This is a genomic window from Paenibacillus sp. sgz302148 (assembly GCF_056120465.1).
In genome coordinates this window covers 282,255-299,110 of record NZ_JBVYOJ010000005.1, presented here as the reverse complement: position 1 = coordinate 299,110, position 16,856 = coordinate 282,255, and the positions used below count along the sequence as shown (strand labels likewise).

Genomic DNA, 16,856 nt, shown 5'->3' with positions numbered 1-16,856 from the left:
ATGACGATTTACGTAGTCGGCGAACTGAACGTCGACATCATCATGACGGGCGCCGACGTCATCCCGGCCTTCAATCGCGAGAAGCTGCTCGATACGTTCGATACGGTGCTCGGCTCGTCTTCGGCGATTACCGCATGCGCTTTGGCCGGTCTCGGCTGCGACGTCCGGTTCGTCAGCGTCGTCGGCGACGACGAATACGGCGCGTTCTGCATCGAGAGGCTGCGGGAGAAAGGGGTCAACACCGATCATGTGAAGCGCTACGCTGCGCTGAAGACCGGCGTCACGCTGTCGTTCTCGACGAGCACCGACCGGGCGCTTATGACCTATATGGGCGCGATTCCTTGCCTTACGCCGGACGATCTGCCGGAATCGATGCTGCGGGAAGCGAAGCATATTCATTTTGGTTCCTATTATTTGCAGGACGCGATGCAGGATCACTGGTCCGAGCTGTTCCGCAAAGCGCAGGAGCAGGGCATCGGCACATCGTTTGACACCGGTTGGGATTTGCACGGGGCGTGGCATCGCGACAAAATTACGGCGCTGCTGCCGCACGCGGACCTGTTCATGCCGAGCGAGGAAGAGCTGATGCACATTTTCGGCGCGGACAGCTTGGAGGAGGCGCTGGAACGGCTGCCAGCGGAACGCGGCCTCGTCGCCGTCAAGCGAGGGGCATCCGGCGCTATGGCCGTCGAAACGGATGGCCGCATCACCCGCACGAACGCCTACGACATCGTTCCGGTCGACACGACCGGGGCCGGCGACTCGTTTAACGCAGGCTTCATCTATGGCCGGCTCAGCGGCATGCCGCCGGAGGAGCGGCTCCGCTTCGCAAGTGCTTGCGGCGCACTCGCGACGCAGCGGATCGGCGGGGCGAGCGAGGTATCTTCGCTGGACGATATTGAGCGCTTCATGCGCACGCGGACGCTCAAACCGTAAGGCTCTGACGTCCGCGTGATTTGCAAATGAGGAGGAACGGGCTTTGACGAACAAAGTACGCAGGGGAGAGGTCAAACTTTAATTTGCACGGGCGCGGTGAAAAACGGACTCGGATTTACGGCATTTCCGTACCTTCCTTTCAGATGGCAAGCTGCACGTATTCATCCGGTTTGATGCCCGCATAGCGGGTGAAGGCGCGCTTGAACGAATATACATTCTCGTAGCCTACCCGGTGGGCGATATCGTCGATTGCGCATTTTTGCTCACGCAGCAATTCTTTGGCCATTTCCATTCTTAATCGGCACAAATAATCGTAAAAGTTGATGCCCGACACTTCTTTGAATAGTTTTGACACGTTCGACACGGACATTTGATACAACTCCGCCAGCTTTTTTAACGAAACGTCGGCGCTTGTGTAATTCTGGTTCACGTATTGAAGAAGCTTGCCGCCGACTTCCATCGTCGACGACGTGTTGGAGTACCGGTTCCGTTCGCACAATAACGTGCCGACTTCATACACGTAGCTCCACATCGACTCGGTGTCGGCTGCGCTGACGCGGTTCGCGAATTGTTTGGCATAAATGCCCGTATCGAGATTCAGCTCTTGAAGCACCCGAAGCATCGTTTCCATCAATAACGAAACGAGTTTGACGGTGCTGCCTTCGGATAGCTGCCGCTTGCCGTTTTCCGCGCTGATTTCCTGCAAAATATGCATCGACGTGTCGAGGTTGCCGATCTTCAAATTATTGATCAGCTGCACTTCCCAATCGGTCGGGTAATAATAGTCGACTTCGTTCTGGATCGTTTCCTCTTGTGCCGCAAGCAAATGTCCGCGTGAAAAGATTTTATGCTGCAAGCTTTCGTTCGCCGCATAATACGATTTGCTGATGCCGACAAGACCTTTCTCTATCGTGCCATAGAGGACGTCAGGGTGAAATCCGCAAGATCGCTCGATTTCCGCCGCGATTTCAGAAGCGATTCGCTCGATCATGCCGTCGTTCCCGAATCGATCTTCGGAGGACACGATCAGCGCCTTGTCCGCGTACGTCACTTCAAACAGCTCGAAGTCAAGCCCATAGCCTTGCATCGCTTTTTCGACGACGAGCATCGTGATCATCTCGATCTTGCGTATTTTCGCGAAGTCGGAGAAATCCCGAATGGCGTGGAAACTGACGAGCATCGTGCAATAGTGCATGTCATCGGTATAGCGGATTCCGAATTTTTTCAGCCCGTTCAACTGATGATCGTCCGGAAAATATCCTTTCAGCAAACGGAGGAACATGTTCGACCTTGCGGCGCTTTCGTAGTCCTGCATCGATTGTTGGAGCTTTTCGTTTTCAAGCAGCAAGCGATCGAACGACTTCTCGATATAATTGTATTCGGAGCCGGAGACCGCACCGCTTCGGACATCCTCATACCGCAGTGCGCCGGCGAGCTTGTTCAGCAAAGCGCGGAGCGGGCGGTAGCTGACTTTGGCCAATAAGAAAGCCGTGCATGTGCCGACGGCGATCGAAATGATAATGGCGAGCAGCGAGCCGAACAAATTATGGATCCAAACCCCGCTGCTGTCGGCATAGGAGATCGCATATTGCCATTCGCTCACTTGAGACGGCAGAACAAGCTTGTATTCTTTCCCTTCGGACGGGTCACCGTCCGTTATGCCGCGTGTTTGCCTATACACGGTCGCATTATGGGATGAAATTTCGATTTCCTTGGACTCGATGCCTCCGAAACGACGCATGTATTCCGTGAAGTAAGCGTTATCAATAAATAAGACCAAAACCGCGCGCGGGTGATTGACCACTTCCAGGCTTTGAAGCACGGGAATGACACGTTTGCTGTTGCCCCATAGCTTCATGGACGCCGGCGGCATAATTTTGAAGTAGTTATACTCCGGGAAGGAATTTTGAATCGATTGCCCGGCACCGTCGCCGAATTCGGCGATTTCCGCGAAAAAGTCTTTCTCCGCATAAGTGCCCCACGAAGACAGAACGAGCTGTTTCTCCGGAAAAACCACCATGCCGAAAGAAAGAATGCCGAGCGAGTTCATATCGTCCTCCAAACGTTTACGGATTTCGAGCATTTTGAGCAAATCGAATTCTTGGTCGTATACGTTCGTATTTTGCATCATTTTTTTAACCCAGGATTCGCCGCCCAGCACTTTGCCGAGATTTTTGAGCTCGTTTAATTTGTTGTCCACGATATCCGCGATCCGCTTTGCGTCCGAGGCGTGCTTTTCGTATTGCTGGCGCTGTTCTTCCATGATGTTCCGGTGTACGTTCAAGGCGCTGAACACGATGATCGGGATAATGAGAATGGCGGTGTAGGACATGAAAATTTTGCGAAACGTTTTGCTTCCGAACCTTTTTTTGTCCATGGGTGGCCCTCCCTCGTGGAATACAAAGAAACAAGGAAAGAAAAATGGCAGACCCGGCATGGGAGTGGAATCTGCCATCTTATATTTATCATATTTTCCTTGACCTTACTGGATGCTATTGTACCTGTCAAGCAATTGCTGGTCGATTTCAAGCAGTTGGTCAAGACCGAGTTTCTTCAACTCCGCAATATATTCGTCCCAGTTGTCGAGCGATTTTTGGCCTAGTGCGAGCTTGGTGGCAAGCTCCGAGGAGTACGTGGACAAATTGGTCAAAATTTTGGTCTTCGTCTCCAATTGTTTGTCATCCGGAATCGCCAAATAGTTATTATTCATGTTGACATAATACGGTTTATAATTCATAACGCTTAGCTCGTTATCCGCTTTATGCTTCGGCACGCTGGTCAGCTCGAACTCGAGATTGGCGAACTGCACGCGCGGAAAGACGGTGTCCCCGAACAGCTTGCTCCCGTTCACTTGGCCCGATTTGGCCTTTTCTTCGTCCGAGCCGTTGTTGATATATACGTTGGCGCCGCTGCTGTCCGTTTTGTAGGTTTGGCCCTCGATGCCCCAGTAGAGCAGTTCGGCGTATTTGTCCGAATAAACCGTATCGAAAAATTTAATGGCTGCTTCGACGTTTTTGGCGTCTTTGGTGATGGCATATTTCTGCCATACGAGGAACGGAGGCTCCAACTGCGCCGCAGGGGTAATGCCGTCTACCGCCGGAAGCGGCATGAGCGGAAGATAATCGCCGCCGCCCTGAATCGTCGGCTCATACCAAGTTTCCATATTGTAATTATGCAGCGAGGCGATCTGGTTGTTCGTCATTTTCTGCTGAATTTGTTCTTCGGTCGCTCCGATCAGGCTTGTGTCGAGCACGCCTTCTTTCACGAGACGCTGCAAATATCGGAAGTAGTCCTTGATTCCGTCCTGATACCACGGGGAGACGACTTTTTTGTTCTCTACGTCGACGGCCGTGATGCTTGTGCCTAGCCCGAACCATTGGGCAATGGAGCCTCCAAAATTGCTAGGGTCGTAAACGAGCACCTCATCCTTTTGTCCGTTGCCGTTCGCATCGTTGTCCCGCATTGTTTTAAGCGTTTGCAAATATTGCTCCGCCGACGTCGGCACCGGTAGCTTCAGCTTCTCGAGCCAGTCTTTGCGGAGGAGCATGGTGAGCGAGACGGGCGCAGGATCCTTCTGTTGGTACGTCTTCTTGTGCAAATTACTGAACCAATACATTTTGCCGTCGGGGGACGTCGTCGTTTTTCTGGCGTAAGGGAAGTCGACGTCGTACATTTTTTTAATGTTGCCGTTGCTGTATTTTTCGATCAACGGATTAAGGTCGAGCAGGACGCCTTGCTTGGCTAGGTTGAGCACCGTCGTATTGTCGAGTGCGGAAATGTTGACGATGTCGGGAAGATCGGCTCCGGTTGCCATTCTTGTCTTTATGACGACGCTATACTGCTCGTTCGGAACCATTTCGTAATCAAGCTGAAGGCCGGCGGAATCGAACAGCTTGCTGACCTCTTTCCATACCGGATATTTCTCTCTGTCCTCGAACTTGATGTACTTGTTCGCGCCGGCAGGGCCGAGCAGCCGAAGTTTGCTCGATTGCTGGCCGGATGAGCCGGTGGAGGCGGTGTCGCCGTTTTCTTCCGTTTTATTGCCGCTGCTGCTGCAAGCGGTGGCCGATCCGATGAGCAAAACCGCCGCCATGGCGGTTAGGAACGATTTTTTCCAGAGCTTCATATCGTTAGATTCCTCCTCTGAATGGTATTAAGCATTATTCTTTTAACGAGCCGAGCAGTGCTCCCTTGATAAAATATTTTTGAAAGAACGGGTACGTAAAAATAACGGGCAGCGTCGTAAACACGATGATCGCATATTTCAACTGAATGTTCGACAGCATATTGGCTACCGCACTGCGGGTATCCTCCAGCGACAGCATCTTCAAATCGACCGTTTGTTGGACGACGACACGGTACAAATACATTTGCAGCGGGTGAAGCTTTTCGTTCGGCAAATAAATCAAGGCGTCGAACCAGCTGTTCCATATGCCGACGACCGTATAAATCGCGATAACCGCAATGATCGGCTTCGAGATAGGCAGGATGACTTTGAACAGCAGCTGCCAGTGGGAGGCACCGTCGATAAAAGCGGATTCTTTGAGCCCCTCCGGAATCGTCGTGAAATACGTCCTCACGAGAATGATGTTCCAGATGCTGACCATCCCGGGGATTATGACCGCGAGCATCGTATTGTACAATCCGAGTTTGTTGACAAGCAGGTAGGTCGGGATTAACCCGCCCCCGAAATACATGGGGATCAGCAGGAAAGCGATCACCCATTTGCGCCCCTTCAGTTTGCGTACGGTAAGCGGATAAGCGCCCAATACGGCCGTCATGCAGTTCAGTAACGTCCCTGCGGTAACGTAAATCAACGTATTGGAGTACGCCCACCACATTTTCGAATCCCTTACGATCAATTCGTAGGATTTCAGGAACAGGCCTTTCGGATACCAAAAAACGTTCATGGCCGCCACTTCCAGGGGCGAGCTGATCGACATGATGACGACGAAATAAAACGGATACAGCGTGATCAAGCAAATGACGAGGGCGATGGCATATAGGACAATATCGACCGCGATTGAACCTTGCCTGATCTTGTTCGAATGTGTTCCGACCGGGGTGGTGGTCATCGTTCTCCCCCTTACCACAAGGCATAATCAGAATATTTGCGGCTTAGCTTGTTGGCGACGTAAAGCAGCGTGAAATTGATTACCGAGATGAACAGTCCGACTGCCGCCCCCGAGCTGAAATTGCCGCCAAGCAGGCCGTCGCGGTACAGATAGGTGCCGATGACATCGGCAGTTTCGTAAACCATCGGGTTATAGATCAATAGAATAAACTCGCTGTTTGCCGACAGCAGGTTGCCGATCGCGAAGATGAGCAGGATGAAGATGGTCGGTCGAATGGAGGGCAGCGTAATATGAAGCATTTGCTTGAACCGGTTGGCTCCGTCCATTTTGGCTGCTTCGTAAAGGTGCGGGTCGATGGAAGACATGGAGGCCAAATATAAAATGCTGCTCCAGCCGAATGATTTCCATATGCTCGTAATGGTGTAGATGGCGGGAAAATAACCGGGTTCCGTATTGAGCGCTACCGGCGTTCCGCCTAGCAGCTTCACGACGGCGTTGACGATGCCGTCCACATTGATAAAGGACAATACCATGCCCGCAACGACGACGTTCGAAATGAAATGAGGCAGATAGCTGGCCGTTTGCACGTACTTTTTGAATAGACCGCTCTTCAATTCGTTCAGCAGAAGCGCGAACAAGATCGGCACCCAAAAGCCAAAGATGAGGGTATAAACGCTAAGCAGAAACGTATTGCGCATCAGTCTTCCGAAATACGGACCGTTAAAAAAGTCGATAAAGTGCTGCAGGCCAACCCAGTTAACGCTTCCATCAAACGAAAGGAAAGGTTTCCCCGGGTAATAATTTTGAAAGGCGATCACGATACCGTACATCGGAATGTAGCTGAATATAAAAATGTGGATCAGAACGGGAAGCATTATCAAGTACAGCTGCATATTTTCGCGGAAGCGAAAAGATAAGCGCTTCGAAGGCGATCTCGTTGCTCTCATGATCTTCCCCTTTCAGTTAGCGATTGCGTAACCGGGCCCGTTCCGCAGCTTCATGATATAGCGCACCCGATCTTCAGGGCAAGCAACATTTTTTGAGCGGCTGCGCAATATTTTCGCTGGCTGAGGAATGTGCTTGATACCAGCGTTTATCGGATTTTGACAACGTTCAAGAACGTGAGAAAGGCCGTCCTGCGAAGATGACATGCATCTTCTGCGGGACAGCCTTTATTCGTATATGGTTATTCGTTCAAATAGGTGTTAATTCGGCCTGCCAGCGATTTGGCAACCGCATCAGCCGGTTTGCTGCCGGAAAAATAGGCGGCGGATTCGTCCGCGATCATGCTGAGCACTTTCGGATCTTGATTCGTATATTTGCCGACGGACGGCATTAAGTCCACTACTTTGGCGATATCTTCGTCAGTCAGCGTCGGTTGGACTTCTTTCCCATCCGGACCTTTCATCATGATTTTGCCCTTCTTGCCTTGTCCGTCGCCTTTGCCCGTAAGCATTTGCTGCACCTGGGTCAGCTTGTTTTTGAGCGCCGTCTTGTTCACGGGAAAATTCATCAGCGCCATCGAGGACTGTGTTTCTTCGGAAAGCAGGAATTTGACGAACGTCCAGGCCGCATCCTTCGCTTTCGAATTCGCGTTCAGACCGAGCACCTGGCTCGATTTGAACGGGATGCCCTCGTCCTTGCCGGTTCCCGGGGGACGAAGCATCGCCTGCGAGTTCCCGCTCATTTGCGGCATCATCACGATATTGATCGGGTTCTGCATGTTGATGTGGCTAAAGCTTGCATTCGGTCCCATCTTCTCCGAGGTTGCCAGACCGCTATCGTAGAGCTTCTTGATCTTCTCCATGTACGCTTGGAACGCATCGGCATCGAAGGCCGCGGAAGCGCCATCTCTCTTCACCAGCTGCCCGTAAACCGATCCGGCGACAAATTCGAGCAGCTTTTCGGGCGTCATCATGGCAATGCCGAATTTGCCTTCGGTTTTCGTTTTCTCGAGCAGGCCGACGAATTGGTCCCATGTCCACGTTTTGTCGTCCAGGCCGTTTTGCTTCAGAAGGGAAGAATCCCCGAGCATGACGTCTAACGAGAAGGAGGCGGGGATGCCGTACCAGCCGTTGCTGTTCGAAACGCTGTCAAAAATATTCTCGTAATAATCGGATTTATTGAAGTTGCCGTCTTTGCCGGCGAGTTCGTTCCAATCCGCTAGCAGTCCTTTTTCCGCGTACTTGTCTACGGGCAAATTTTCTAAGGAAATAATGTCCGATGCATTGCCCGACATGATCGCGGTATTGACGCTGTTTACGTATTTATCCACATCTTCCGGTTTGGGACCTGAATCGGAAAACATCACGACTTTGTCGCCGCTGCTCGTGTCCGCAGGCACAATTTCTTGGATTTGAATGTCGATGTCGGGATGTGCGGCTTCGAACTTTTGCTCCGCTTCCGCCAGGAAGCGGTCTTTGGTCATGACGGTCATCGTGACGGCCGTTTTGCCGTCAGACGTTTTCGGCGCGCTGCCGGATGATTCCGGCGATCCGCCCGCTCCTTCATTGTTTTTTCCTCCCGAGCATGCCGTTACTGCGGCGCATAGCAGGAGCAGTGCACCCGTTTTCCAAACGTTATTCCATGTTTTCATTTCGTTTCCTCCCTTTAATAACGGACGCGGTCTCCGTCGCTGATCGGTTCGCTGGCTTCCGTAACGAATTTTTCGTCAGGCCTCAGCCCGTCCGTAACTACCGTATTCTCGTTCTCGTCTTTGATCGTTACATAGGCTTTGCTGACGTAATAAGCGGCTCCGATCGGACCGTCTTTTTCCGTCACGGTGAACACGTAATAACCGTTATTGTCTTGTTTGAGCGCGGACTTCGGGATTTGCAGCCCAAATGATTTGCTTTGGTTTTTGATGTTGACGGAAGCTTTCAAGCCAGGCCGCAGCTTGGGGTCCTTCACGTCGAACGTAATTTTTTTATTTACGTCATCCGATCCGTTCGCACCGTTACCGCCGTTGCCCCCGTTGTTGTCCGCCGATGCGTCCTCGATTTCGGAGATCATTCCGTCAATGCTCCTCTGTGGTGTTTCATCCAGCTGCACAACGACTTTGTCGCCGATGCGAAGCGGAGAAGCAGCGAGGCTGTTCGCCACAATGGAAAATTGGTAGCCGGAAGCGTCGTCGGCGATTTCGACGATCGCCTGTCCGCGGCCGGAGGCTGCTCCTTCGGAAGCGTTAAGGGAAGTGATGACGCCGTCAATGGGCGCTTTCAGCATGCCGCCTTCAGCGATTTGCTTGTTCAGATCGGCGATTTTGCGCTCTTGCATCTGCATATCCAGTTGATGCCTTTCGATGTCGCGTTTCTGGTTTTCGATGCCGGCCGCATCGTCGCTCCGCAGCATCGTTTTCAGCTGATCCGTCATCTTGGCGAGCTGAAGCTTCTGCTGCTCGTAGCGAGTATTTTCATCCTGCAATGTTCTTTTTGTCGAAGCCGTATCGAAGGTGACGAGCGGATCGCCTCGTTTCACCCGATCGTTCTTGCGCTTAAGGATCTTGTCGACCTTCCAGTCCCCTTCCGCATAAAGCTGCGCGGTATGCGCCGCCCGGAGAACCCCGTCGCCCGATACGTTCTGATCCAGACCGCCCATTTCGGGCTTCTCGGCGGATACTTTGGGCAGCGACAATCCCTGAATCGTATTGGACAAAAACGTAAGCGCGAGGAGGCCGGAGAAAAAAAGGCCGATCATCCAGCGCAGCGTCTTTTTTCGCCGTTGCATGTTCGTATATCACCTCCTAAAAGTTTTGCGATGCATAATCTTCCTGCCATTCTTACCCTTTGATTCCCGACATTTGAATGCCTTCCACCAGATGCTCTTCGCCGTAGAGGAAAATAAGCACCATCGGGGCCATGTATAGGACGGACGCGGCGAAAGCGACCCCTCGCGCCCCTTCGGCGATATTCGCCAAATAGACGGACAACGGCTGGCGAATTTGCTCGGTCAGAAACAAGATCGGCTGCTCGACCATGTTCCAGTTATCCGCGAACGATAGGAGGATGAGCGCGGCGACGCCCGGCTTGGCGAGCGGCAGCGCGATATGGAGAAATGCCCGAATGGGGCCTGCGCCGTCGATTTTCACCGCTTCCAGATAGGCGTCCGGAATGCCCGCCATGAACTGCCGCATGAGGAACACGCCGAACGACGCGAAGATTCCGGGAAGCACAATCGCTCCGTAGCTATTCAAAAGGCCAAGCTTATCCGCCACCAGGTAGTTCGGCACGAGCGTAACCTGGAACGGCATGAGCATCGTAAGCAAATAAACGAAGAAAAGCCTGTCCCTCCCGGGGAAAGCCAGTTTTGCGAACGCAAACCCAGCTAGCGTGCCGACGATCGCCTGTCCGAGGATGATGGGGAGCGTCAGCTTGACCGAATTCCAGAAATGTAGCAAAAACTTCGGCCGCTTGAGCAGTACTTCGCCGAATTGGGATAATGTGACGCTTTCCGGGATAAGGCGGATCATTGCATGTTTGCGCGTTGCGGCGGAATCGCCGCTGTTCAATGCCTCGTAATGGCGGCCGATTTCCGCCTCGGACATGAACGAATTGCTGACCGTCAGCACGACGGGAAACAAAATCGCAAGCACGATCAGGGCAAGGAACGTCACTTTGAAAGAAGTTAGCGTATTGCGCAAAGCGGTTGTCATTTTTCGAGCGCCTCCCTTGACCGTCTTTCCGCCCGGAAGAGGACGTACACCGTAATCCCGATTACGATCGACAGCAAGACGGCCGCCGCCGTCAGCTTCGGATAGTCCAGCGACTTGAACATGTTGTTCATGAAATGCTGCAGCGTGTAAATGGAGTCGTGCGGGTAAGCGCCGGCCACCAAATACGTTTCGCGGAACACCTTGAACGATTGGACGATGCTCATGACGATGACGAAAAAGGATGTAGGCGCAAGTCCCGGCCATGTAATGTGCAGGAACTGGCGGAATTTCCCCGCGCCGTCGATCGACGCCGATTCATACTGTTCCGTCGGGATGTTGGATAAACCGGCGAGAAAAACGACCAGGTTGTAGCCGGCGTTTTTCCAAACGAATACGGCCAGCATGACGGCAAACGCCCACCTCGTGTTCATCCAATCGACGGGATCGAGCCCCCACTCCTCGAAGAGGCCGTTGATCGCGCCATTCCAATGAAACAGCGTCTGCCATACAAGGATGACGGAAGCGACGGGAACGACGAGCGGAAGCAGAAATATCGTCCGGAACGATTGGCGGAAAGGCAGCTTCCCCTTAAGAAGCAGAGCCAGTCCAAGCGATGCCGCGAAGAGCAAAGGCACGCTGACGCAGGCAAACATCAGGGAGTTCGCGAACGCTTTGCGAAATGATCCGCTGGCCCACAATGCTTCGTAGTTGTTGATGCCGACAAAGTTTCCGTTTACGGGATTATCGATAAACGAGTAATAGATGACCGCCCCGAACGGGACGATGAAAAACAGAAGAAATCCGGCGAGGCTCGGGGCAAGGAACAGCAGCGCGAACGGCGCGTCCCGCCGGTATTGTACTCGAATCCGTTTCAGATGATCTCCTCCTTTCTAAGGCGCGTTGCTTCGCGTTCGGTCGCGATTACGGCCCATTATATCCGCGTTTTGTGTCAGCCGTGTGACAGGCCGCGGCGTGACAAAGCTGCGTACGCTCGCCTATAATTAGGCGAAAGGAGGAGCCGACATGAAACCGAAAGTGCTGATTATCGAGGACGAACGGCGCATCCGGGAGCTGATCGCGGATTATTTGGAGGAAGAAGGCTTGGACTCATGCGAATGCAAGCGGGGAGACACTGCTCTGGAGACATTCCGGCAGCATGCGCCTCATCTTGTTATTCTCGATATTATGATGCCGGGTCTGGACGGGTACGACGTATGCGAAGCGATCCGGACCGAGTCGGATGTGCCGATCGTATTCCTGACGGCCAAATCCGAAGAAGACGACAAACTGCTCGGCTATGACCTCGGCGCCGACGATTACATAACTAAACCATTCAGCCCCAAAGTGCTGGTGGCCAAAATCAAAGCTTTGCTGAAGCGAGCGGAGACGACGAAAAAAGAGGCACTAAACGAGACAGAAGGCGATTGGTTGGAAATGGAAGGGCTGACGCTGAACGTTGCGGCGAGAGAAGCGACGGTATTCGGGATGCCTCTTGTGCTGTCGCCCAAAGAATTCGATTTGCTTCTCCATTTCGTTCGCAACCGCAACCGTGTCCTCAGCCGCGAGATGCTGCTGGATGCCGTGTGGGGTTACGATTACGAGGGATACGCCCGGACGGTCGATACCCATGTGAAAAGGCTGCGCCAAAAGCTGGGCGACCGGGCGGAGTGGATCGTTACCTTGAGGGGAAACGGGTACCGGATGAAGGTGACGCCGTGACCAAGTGGAGACATTCCGTCGCTTTTCGGCTGTTCGCCATCACGTTTCTTGTCGTTATGCTTTTTCTCGGGCTGCTGTTTTCGGTGCTTGCGGGCAGCTTCGCATCATTTTACGAGCGTCGGCAAATCAAGGACATTACGGAGCAAATCAATTTCATTCGGGATCGGTATGTTAGCGAAGGAATGCCGACTTCCTCCGAGGGCGGGTTCCCTTCATACTTTTTTCAGTTCGAAAATGAATATTTCGCACAGATTTCGCTGGTGACCCTGGAGAAGGACGGTGGAATCCTTATCCAAAGAGACATGCAGAATAAGAAAAATGTAATTATTAAATCATACGTACCTAATCTTCGGCTGGGTCAATTTTACGGATTTAAGTACCCCGGTCCCCTTGGTCCAATCAATGAGCAGTCCGACAATTTTTGGCCGGCCCTTGCGGAATGGCAGGGGGACGGAGAAGTGTTTGATCGGGTCATGAAGCAGCGTGAAACGCTTGTATACCGTACTCAAGGAGTTGGCCCCCTTAAGCTTGGGGGCGAGCAGCTGATCGCGGTCGCTCCGCTCAAAACCGACGGATTCGGCTACGGAACCGTGCTGTTCGCCGTATCCTCGCTGCAGCCGATTATCGGGGCCGCGAGCGCCATTCACGACTTTTCGTGGTACGCGTTTGGCGTCGCTTTCCTGCTGGTGCCGCTCCTTGCTTTCCTGTACGCCGGCATTCTCACCAAACCGCTCCGCTCCTTAAACGAGCTTGCCGGCAGGCTGGCGTCGCTCGATTTTTCCGCACGCATCCGGTGGCGCCGCAAGGACGAGATCGGCAAGCTGGCCCGTACTTTCGATTTCCTGGCGGATAATTTGCAACGGGCGCTCGCGGAGCTTCGCGAGGCCAACGACAAGCTGCGGGAAGATATCGAAAGGGAAAAAGCGCTGGAGCGGATGCGCCGCGATTTCGTGACCGGGGTTTCGCACGAGCTCAAAACGCCGCTCAGCCTGATCGGAGGGTATGCGGAAGGCTTGCAGGACAACATCGCATCCGGAGCCAAGCGGGAGAAATACGTGGAGGTCATCCTGGACGAAACGCGGCGCATGTCCGCCATTGTCGGCGATATGCTGGACCTGTCCCAGCTCGAAGCCGGGCAATATAGGCTGAACCGGGAGCCGTTCGATGCGTCGGAGCTGCTAAGGGAATCGGGGGAGCGGGCGAAAGCGCTCGGAACGGAAAGAAACGTCCGGGTGGAATTGTCCTTGCCTGCGGAAGGGGACGGGGAGGTCGAGGTTGAGGCGGACCGGTTCCGGGTCGGGCAAGTGCTGACCAATCTGGTCACGAACGCCGTGCGGCACGTTCCGGAAGGAGGGACGGTCACGCTGTCGGCTGCACGGGATGGGGGCGACTGGCGTTTCTCCGTCCATAACGAGGGCGAACCGATCCCGGAGAAGGAGCTTTCGCGCATATGGGGCCAGTTTTATCGCGTCGACAAAGCGCGCACCCGGGAAGGCGGCGGCACCGGCATCGGGCTCGCCATCGTGAAGCAAATTCTCGAGCTGCACGGCAGCCGGTACGAAGCGCGTAATGAGCGGGGAGGTGTCACGTTTGATTTCACGCTTCCCGCGTCGGAACTTTCCGTGCCGCCCGTGGAGCAGCCATCGTCGCCGTAACCGATTCGCTTCGGCCAAAACTCAGGTCCGCGCGATACAGGGCATCATTTTCTTTGTGTAGACCTAAATCGGCTTGCAATTAGCTTGAAAAAGAGCCCCCGCTAGCGCTTTGCTGCGGGGGCTCTTTTGACGCCGGCGCCAATCTCGTTGTGCGCCTTGCCAGTGTGAGGGTTGACGGTTTAAACTCACCTGAGAATAAAATAACTGGAAAACATGTCGTTAATTCGACGCAAGGTTCTCTAATCCCACGAATAAATGGAAATCATGCATTTATTTTTACGATATTGGTTCGATAGGATTGAAATGTGCGGAAATAACAGCATGTTTTCCAGTTGTTGCTGGCATATCGCCGCATTCATGCAAAATTAACTGCATGAAATCCAGTTATTCGCGTGCGATGCATGACCTGAATGTCGGCGAGTCTATCATCCGTCTGACTCATTGCCAACGCAAGCAGGTACCCCGCGCTTAAGGCAAGTAGCTGCGCAGCACGGTCATGCCGCCTTGCAGCGTGTAGGCGCCGAGGCTTGCCGGAAGCAGGAAGCATTCGCCGGCTTTGACATCTTGCGCGCCGCCGTCCCATGCGATGGAGCCGGTGCCGTCGCAAACGACGACGATCGTGAAGCTTTCCGGCGTCGTCTGCAGGCTCCATGGCGCGTTCACGATGCCTTTTTCGACGATGAAATAAGGGGAAGTCGCCAGCGTCAGCCATTCGTTCGCCTTGGCGCCATCCGTCTTCATGCGGGTCGCGCCGGAACCTTCGTAGGCGATGACGTTAAGTGAATCTTCAATGTGCAGCTCGCGCAGCTTGCCGTCGAGGCCCGGACGGTTGTAGTCGTACAGCCGATACGTCGTGTCGGAGTTTTGCTGAATTTCCGCTACGACCACGCCCGCGCACAAAGCATGTACGGTTCCCGCCGGAATGTAGAAGGAGTCGCCTGCGGCAACCGGCACTTCCTGCAAGCAGTCCATGATCCGGTTTTCGGCGATCGCTTGGCTGAGCTGCTCGCGGTCTACGCCCGGCTTCATGCCGTAGATGATTTTGGCGCCCGGTTTGGCGTCGAGCACGTACCACATTTCCGTTTTGCCCAGCTCGCCTTGCGGCAAGCCTGTATAGTCATCGTTCGGATGAACTTGGATCGACAGATCGTCGTTGCAGTCCAGCAACTTGATCAGCAGCGGGAAGCGGCCGTTTTTCTCCGAAAATCCGCGCGTTCCGAAAAACTCCTTGCCGTATTGCTCGCGAATTTGATCCAGTCCGAGACCCGCAAGTTCGCCGTTTATGACTTTGGTGGTGCCGTTCGGGTGATCGCCGATCATCCAGCCTTCGCCGATGGCGCCTTCGGGCAGCTCGAGTCCAAACTGCTCAAGCGCGCGTCCTCCCCAAATTCGTTCTTTCATTTCCGGTTGAAATTGCAATGGATAAGGTTTTGTCATGATGATGCCTGCTTTCGATATGGATTGGATGGCAACGATTATTTCGTGCCGGGTTGGAAAAATTCAAGAAGTTCGCCGTCCGGACCGTAGAAGAAGAAATAACGGCTGCCGTTGGACAACGTTGTAATTTCCGTGTCCATGAGCGGAACGTTCAGCTGTTTCAGACGATCGACCTCTTGCTCGACGTCGTCCACCGTAAAGGCGAGATGATGCACTTTGCCTTCCGCCGGCAGGTTCGGATTAAAGCCTTCGACCAGCTCGATCTCCGTTTGTTTGGCGCCTGGGAAGGATAAAAAGGCAAGTTTGATGTTCTCGTCGTTATGTACAAGCGTCGACGTGTGCTCCATGCCAAGCACTTCGGTATAAAAGCGGATCGAAGCCTGCATATCCTTGACCATAACGCCAACGTGCTCCAGCTTTTTGATTGCCATGGGGGGAACCTCCTAAAAGTTTTGTGAAGCCTAGCTTCCTGAGCAGTCCTCGCAACAAAACTTGCAACGGAAGCATATGCTAAGTTTGTAGAATGGGAAGCCATAAACTCAAGGTACCGACTTGCAAGGAGGATGTCAAGCCTTGCCGAGCTGCTTTAGCAGCCTTTTTGGCGCGGCCCGGCAATAACCTTCCTCGATCAATCCGACGATTTCCTGCCACTCGACCCGATCGAAATCGCGGATCGAAACCCAGCCGTGTTGGCCGATGTACGGCGTTTTATAGTAATGCTCCTGCTGCAAAAGCACTTCTTGCGTAAACGGCGATGTTTTGATGGAAAGCGACGCCTTTTCTGTTTCCGCATGTTCGCCGATCATGACAAACGGCTTGTCCTTGACGCGGAACGAAGTATGGCCGAAGGCATCAACCGCTTCCGTCATCTCGGGCAGTTTCATGCACTCGCTTCTGACTTTTTCGAGCAGTTGCTTTCCTTTTGCGGACTTGATCGATGGGTTGTGCATTTTGCCGCATGCCTCCTCGCCTTGTTAGGATAACAAACCGTTATCCTTGTAATATCGATAACCGCGCGCCGTTAAATCAGATAGCTCGTCGATGACGGCAGGTGTGATTTCTTGCTTGAAATTGAAGCACGATTTGCCCTGCATCCGCTTCTTTAACTCGTCCGTCATATTTTCGAGCAAAGAGGGACAGGCATATACCGGCATCAAATGAAAGCTGACATAATTTTTGCCGATTTTCACCGAGCCAAAAAAGACGGGCAGCTTGTTTTTCGTGTAAATCTTATGCGTATCCAAATAATATTGCTCGTCGCTGTCCGCTTTGACAAGCATTTCGGACGCGTAAGGAATCAAAATTTGTTTAAGCTGCTGAAAAACACCGGTAAACTTGCTGTGTGCGGCCATGCTTCTACCCCCCGATTGAACGAGTGTGAGA

General features: G+C 53.2%; 15 protein-coding genes. 3 read left to right on the top strand and 12 right to left on the bottom strand.

Annotated features, from left to right (window positions below):
* Positions 1-936, top strand: coding sequence for a carbohydrate kinase family protein (locus AC0LWM_RS10065; protein ID WP_474674790.1), 936 nt, complete (start codon positions 1-3; stop codon positions 934-936).
* A 139-nt stretch (positions 937-1,075) separates the two neighbouring features.
* Here the strand turns inward: AC0LWM_RS10065 and AC0LWM_RS10060 are convergent, their stop codons facing one another.
* From AC0LWM_RS10060 to AC0LWM_RS10025, 8 genes are all read right to left on the bottom strand, one after another.
* Positions 1,076-3,313, bottom strand: coding sequence for a helix-turn-helix transcriptional regulator (locus AC0LWM_RS10060; RefSeq protein WP_474674789.1), 2,238 nt, complete (start codon positions 3,311-3,313; stop codon positions 1,076-1,078).
* A 105-nt stretch (positions 3,314-3,418) separates the two neighbouring features.
* Positions 3,419-5,062 (bottom strand): extracellular solute-binding protein, encoded by a 1,644-nt coding sequence (locus AC0LWM_RS10055; protein ID WP_474674788.1) that lies wholly within the window; start codon positions 5,060-5,062, stop codon positions 3,419-3,421.
* 34 nt (positions 5,063-5,096) lie between these two features.
* Complete coding sequence (locus tag AC0LWM_RS10050; protein WP_474674787.1) at positions 5,097-6,011, bottom strand: carbohydrate ABC transporter permease; 915 nt, start codon at positions 6,009-6,011, stop codon at positions 5,097-5,099.
* An 11-nt stretch (positions 6,012-6,022) separates the two neighbouring features.
* Positions 6,023-6,958 (bottom strand): ABC transporter permease, encoded by a 936-nt coding sequence (locus AC0LWM_RS10045; RefSeq protein ID WP_474674786.1) that lies wholly within the window; start codon positions 6,956-6,958, stop codon positions 6,023-6,025.
* A 239-nt stretch (positions 6,959-7,197) separates the two neighbouring features.
* Positions 7,198-8,607 carry an ABC transporter substrate-binding protein gene (locus AC0LWM_RS10040; protein ID WP_474674785.1) on the bottom strand — a complete coding sequence of 470 codons (1,410 nt, stop codon included), beginning with the start codon at positions 8,605-8,607 and terminating at the stop codon, positions 7,198-7,200.
* 14 nt (positions 8,608-8,621) lie between these two features.
* Positions 8,622-9,737 (bottom strand): efflux RND transporter periplasmic adaptor subunit, encoded by a 1,116-nt coding sequence (locus AC0LWM_RS10035; RefSeq protein ID WP_474674784.1) that lies wholly within the window; start codon positions 9,735-9,737, stop codon positions 8,622-8,624.
* A gap of 52 nt (positions 9,738-9,789) precedes the next feature.
* Positions 9,790-10,662 carry a carbohydrate ABC transporter permease gene (locus AC0LWM_RS10030; RefSeq protein ID WP_474674783.1) on the bottom strand — a complete coding sequence of 291 codons (873 nt, stop codon included), beginning with the start codon at positions 10,660-10,662 and terminating at the stop codon, positions 9,790-9,792.
* Positions 10,659-11,315, bottom strand: coding sequence for a carbohydrate ABC transporter permease (locus tag AC0LWM_RS10025; RefSeq protein WP_474674782.1), 657 nt, complete (start codon positions 11,313-11,315; stop codon positions 10,659-10,661). The genes AC0LWM_RS10030 and AC0LWM_RS10025 overlap by 4 nt, the downstream gene beginning before the upstream one ends.
* Before the next feature lie 370 nt (positions 11,316-11,685).
* On the opposite strand from AC0LWM_RS10025, the gene AC0LWM_RS10020 reads away from it, so the two are divergent.
* Entirely contained in the window at positions 11,686-12,381 is a 696-nt protein-coding gene (locus AC0LWM_RS10020; protein ID WP_474674781.1) for a response regulator transcription factor, read from the top strand.
* The gene (locus tag AC0LWM_RS10015) at positions 12,330-14,036 is read left to right on the top strand and encodes a sensor histidine kinase (RefSeq protein WP_474674780.1); all 1,707 of its coding nucleotides are present in this window, start codon (positions 12,330-12,332) and stop codon (positions 14,034-14,036) included. The genes AC0LWM_RS10020 and AC0LWM_RS10015 overlap by 52 nt, the downstream gene beginning before the upstream one ends.
* 468 nt (positions 14,037-14,504) lie before the next feature.
* On the opposite strand, the gene AC0LWM_RS10010 is transcribed toward AC0LWM_RS10015, so the two are convergent.
* From AC0LWM_RS10010 to AC0LWM_RS09995, 4 genes are all read right to left on the bottom strand, one after another.
* Entirely contained in the window at positions 14,505-15,473 is a 969-nt protein-coding gene (locus AC0LWM_RS10010; RefSeq protein ID WP_474674779.1) for a type I phosphomannose isomerase catalytic subunit, read from the bottom strand.
* Between the two features lie 38 nt (positions 15,474-15,511).
* A complete protein-coding gene (locus tag AC0LWM_RS10005; protein ID WP_474674778.1) occupies positions 15,512-15,904 on the bottom strand; it encodes a VOC family protein in 393 nt (130 codons plus the stop codon).
* A 135-nt stretch (positions 15,905-16,039) separates the two neighbouring features.
* Positions 16,040-16,423 (bottom strand): MmcQ/YjbR family DNA-binding protein, encoded by a 384-nt coding sequence (locus AC0LWM_RS10000; protein WP_474674777.1) that lies wholly within the window; start codon positions 16,421-16,423, stop codon positions 16,040-16,042.
* A gap of 24 nt (positions 16,424-16,447) precedes the next feature.
* On the bottom strand, positions 16,448-16,825 hold the full coding sequence (locus tag AC0LWM_RS09995) for a hypothetical protein (RefSeq protein WP_474674776.1): 378 nt from the start codon (positions 16,823-16,825) through the stop codon (positions 16,448-16,450).
* Positions 16,826-16,856 lie beyond the last annotated feature (31 nt).